Origin of the sequence: Streptomyces sp. NPDC057654 (assembly GCF_042800135.1) — a bacterium.
GTDB lineage: Bacteria > Actinomycetota > Actinomycetes > Streptomycetales > Streptomycetaceae > Streptomyces.
Genome location: NZ_JBHVHQ010000808.1, coordinates 1 through 3,932, shown reverse-complemented (window position 1 = coordinate 3,932; position 3,932 = coordinate 1). Strand labels below are relative to the sequence as shown.

The 3,932-nt window shown below is 70.5% G+C and carries 3 protein-coding genes; 1 reads left to right on the top strand and 2 read right to left on the bottom strand.

Features of this window, described 5'->3' with window-relative positions; genetic code table 11:
• Nucleotides 1-209 precede the first annotated feature (209 nt).
• The gene (locus ACFU99_RS36265) at nucleotides 210-986 is read left to right on the top strand and encodes a class I SAM-dependent methyltransferase (RefSeq protein WP_384400676.1); all 777 of its coding nucleotides are present in this window, start codon (nucleotides 210-212) and stop codon (nucleotides 984-986) included.
• Between the two features lie 112 nt (nucleotides 987-1,098).
• Here ACFU99_RS36265 and ACFU99_RS36260 read toward each other — a convergent pair whose 3' ends face one another.
• Both ACFU99_RS36260 and ACFU99_RS36255 read right to left on the bottom strand, forming a co-directional pair.
• The gene (locus tag ACFU99_RS36260) at nucleotides 1,099-2,445 is read right to left on the bottom strand and encodes an alpha/beta hydrolase (RefSeq protein ID WP_384400673.1); all 1,347 of its coding nucleotides are present in this window, start codon (nucleotides 2,443-2,445) and stop codon (nucleotides 1,099-1,101) included.
• Nucleotides 2,446-2,499: 54 nt separating this feature from the next.
• Nucleotides 2,500-3,630: a trypsin-like serine peptidase gene (locus ACFU99_RS36255; RefSeq protein ID WP_384400670.1), complete on the bottom strand. Its 1,131-nt coding sequence runs from the start codon at nucleotides 3,628-3,630 to the stop codon at nucleotides 2,500-2,502.
• Nucleotides 3,631-3,932: the final 302 nt, after the last annotated feature.

Below are 3,932 nucleotides of genomic sequence, written 5' to 3'. Positions count from 1 at the left end.
CAATCGCCGGGCGCGCGGATGGCGGGGGAGGTCCCGTCCCCGCCGGGTACGGGACCTCCACCTGGGGCGCTCGGCAGACCCGGCGCCCGGATTCCCCATGGGCGGCGCGGGTCGGCCGCCGGTCGTACGCCCAACCGCACGGCCATCAGGAGCCGCACGGCTCAAATGGCCCCTGTCGGCTCTGTGCCCGGCCTCACTAGAGTCCGTCCGTGAGCGATTCCTACGAGGGGCTCTCAACCCACTACGACCTGATCATGACGTCCGGCTACTACGACTACGACGCCTACGCCCGTACGCTTCTCGATCTCATCGGCGACCGCCGACGGCTTCTGGAGATCGGCGCGGGCACCGGGCTCGTCTGCGAGAAGCTGCTGGACCTGGCGCCGACCGATCTGGAGATCACGGGCGTCGACCATACGGAAAGCATGCTCGACCAGGCCCGTCGACGGCTGGGCGGGCGCGCCGAGTTCGTACAGGCGGACCTCCGTCAACTGACCGTTCCGTCGCTGTTCGACGCGGCGTACTCGGTCGGCGGCGTCTGGTACTACATCCACGACGACGGCGACGGCGAAGACGGCGACAGCAACGGCGACGGCCATGACGAAGCAGTCCTCGCCAGCCACCTTTTGGAGGAAGACGACAACATCAACGCGCTCAGCAGGGTGCACGCGGCCCTGAAGCCCGACGGCCTCCTGGCCCTGGCCACTCAGGGGCCGCACCGCGACCACGAACGCACCCTGCCCGGCGGACTGGTCTACTCCCAGAAGATCCGCCCGGCGCCCGACAACACCTTCACCAAGGACTACTACGTCAGACGGGCGGCCGAGGACCGGCCGAACGGGCCGGGCGAGGAGATCGTGGCCCACCAGCGCTGCGACTACCGCCTGTACACCATGGAGCAGGCGGAGCGCCTGCTCAAGCAGTGCGGCTTCCGCTCCGAGGGCATCAGCCCCGACGGCATGTTCCACTACCTGACCCGGCAGTAGCGGGCCGGTCGACGGGCGGCGGGGTACGTGCCGACCGGCGCGTGATGAAGGCCCTACTCTCCCGTACGCGCGTCCGCGAGCGACTGCGGCGCGTACCCCGCCACCCCTGCGGCTACCCCTTGTCCTTGCCCTCGCCGGCCGCGAACGACGTCGTCACGGTCCCCTTCGGCTCGCCCGGGAACGGCCGCGTGCCGCTCAGATAGGGATCGCGGTCGGCCTTGTTCTCCAGGAACCGCTGGAAGAAGGCCGTCACACGGTTGACGGTCAGCAGCCGCTGCTCGTTCTCCGCCAGCCGCGGCTGTTCCTTCTGCGGCTGGTCCCGGTCCGCGAACTGGGACAGGCACGTGCCGGGCCGCTTGCCCGGCACGGCGTCGTCCCGCGAGGCCACCTGGCCACTGCTCGGCGACCACTGACGGTTGTAGAAGGCGTGGTTGCCGCCGGTCAGCGTGTACTTGTAGAGGGGTACGCGCCCGGCGTCCCGGTTCTGTTCGAAGAAGGAACCGGTGTTGACCTCGTCGCACGTACCCCACATGACCGCGAAGGGGGTACGGGTCACCGGCTCGTTGTCCCAGGTGGCGGTGGGGGCGAGGGCGAACGCGGCCTTGATGTCGACGCCCGAGGGCCAGGAGGAGCGGTTGTCGTCCGCGATCTCCTGCATGACACCGCCGCCGCCCATCGAGTGTCCGAGGAGACCGACGCGGCCCATGTCGAGCCGGCCGCGGAAGCTCGCCTTGACCGGATCACCGGTCTTCGCCGAGGTGAGGGCCCCGGCGAGGGGGCCGTCGCCCGAACCGGCGAGGCGCTGCCAGAGCCGCAGATGCCGGTCGATCAGCGCGGCACGCGCCTGGTAGACGGTGTCGGCCTGCCCACCGGCCGTGGCGTTGATGCCGTTGGCCCCCATCGAGACGACCACGAAGCCCTTGGCGGCGAGGGCGCGGCCCAGGTAGTCGTAGCCCCTGCTGCTCGGTATCTGCTTCGTGTGCGGGCCGCAGGGCCAGGCCCAGAGCTTCGACGACGCCTTCTCGATCAGCGCTTCCTGGCGCTCCTCCTCGGCCTTGTCGCCGCGCTTTCGCGCCGCGTCGAGGGCCTTCTGCGCTCGGGCGCTGTCAGCGGCGGCGTTGGCGTCGGCGCAGGTCTCCCAGGAGCCGTGCTGCATGAGGACGACGGGGTGCCGGCCGCTGCCGAGATCCGCCGGGTAGTAGACGGTGCCGGCGAGTTCGCTGTTGCCCTTGTAGCCGAGTGAGGCCGGGGGATGGAACGCCTGGTCGCCGAGGTTGTAGCGGGCTTCGAGCACCGCGCCGCCCGCGGGCGGTTTCGCGTCGGCGGCGTACGCGGGCGCGGCGAGCGCGGGCACGGTGATCACGGACGGGGCGAGGGCGCACGCCAGGGCTGCGAGGACCGTTGAGCGCTTACGCGAGCCGCGCGGGGAGGGGGTCCGCGCGTTGTGCGTCGAGTTCATCTTCATCGAGTGGCCTGTTCATCGTGGGGGAGCGACGGGACGGGTACGGTTCTGTCAGCTCAGGTGCTGGGCCTTGTCGTAGAGCGGCTTGGTGAGCGCGGTGGTGAACTGCGTTCCGACCAGGTGCCGCAGGCACTTCGAGTCGCTCCCCCCTTCGCACGCCGCACCGGAGGAGTCCATGTAGCCCGCCTGCGTGTTGACCCCGACCTGGGTGCCGAGGCCCGTACCGGTCTTGAAGCCGCTGAAGCGCGGTCCCCCGCTGGAGCCGCCGCCCATGACGCACGGCACGCCCCACTGGCCCTTGGGCTCGGGGGTGTCCTTGACCCCCGGGTACTCCCGCGGGGTCCCCTGGCAGTAGGCCAGCTCCCTGCCGGTGTACTCGGGCAGGCCCTCGCGGGCGTCGTCCAACGCAGCGCGGGGGTAGCCGAACTGGTAGGCCGGGCGGTTTCCGGGTGCGTCGAAGGCGATGCCCTGAACCGCGCCCGCCGCCTCTTCGACGGTCTTCCCGTCCTCGTTGCGGCCGACCACGGCGAACCCCTGGTCGTGGGCGTCGTAGATACGGGAGTGGATCTGGTCGTTCTCCAGCCAGATGGAGTTGACCACGGCCTGGTGGACCACGAAGCTCCCCAGCGGCGCCTTCCCGTCCCGGAAGCCGGGGACGAACATGAGGTTCTGCTGCCACTCGTCGTTGTTGCCGAGCAGATCAGTGCTGTTCAGACAGTGGGCGGCCGTCGCGAGCGTGCTGTGGTTCGCGCTCTTCACCAAAGTCGCCGTGCAACTCACGTCCTCTCCCTGCTCGGTGAAGAAGAGGCGGCCCACCGTGGTGGTCACGGCGCCGTCGCCCTTCCAGCGCGCGCCGTCCGCCGCGTCGAGGGGCGGGTTCTTCGAGAGCGGGGTGGACAGGGCGGCGATGCGCTTCGGGGTCCAGTACGCACGGACGCGCTGCTCGTCCTTGGCCGTGGACGCCGCTTGGTGAACCGCCACCTTGCCCTCGGCCGGGGAGGCGGCGGGGGCGGTGGGGGTCGTGGGGGTGGCGGTCGCGGCGTCCGCGGCCGGGGCCGCCTGGGCCGCGGGCACGAGGAGCCCGGCGAGTGCGGCGGTGGCGGCCACTCCGGTCACGGCACGGCGTGCGAAGGCTCGCTGGGGGGATGTGGTACCTGCTGTGCCGGTGCTGACGTTCGTCACGCGCTGATCCTCCTGTGGACGCTGGTGGCTGCTGCCGGGACGACAGCGTGAGTGGGGACGGGGGTTTCGAGGGACTTTTGTGCCGTCCCTCGTTGGGCATGACGTGCGGGTCTTCCCGAGGTTGCATCCACCTCACGACTAATTTTTTTCGTCCCGTACGAGCCGCCAGAGCCATCGTGCCGGGACGCGGAAAGGCCGCCCGAACTGCTTCGGGCGGCCATTGCGCACATGTCGCGTAGCCGGTCAGTCCATGGCGAGCCCGGTCACCGGGAGGCCGCGGCCCCCGAGGTCGGCAGATAGCG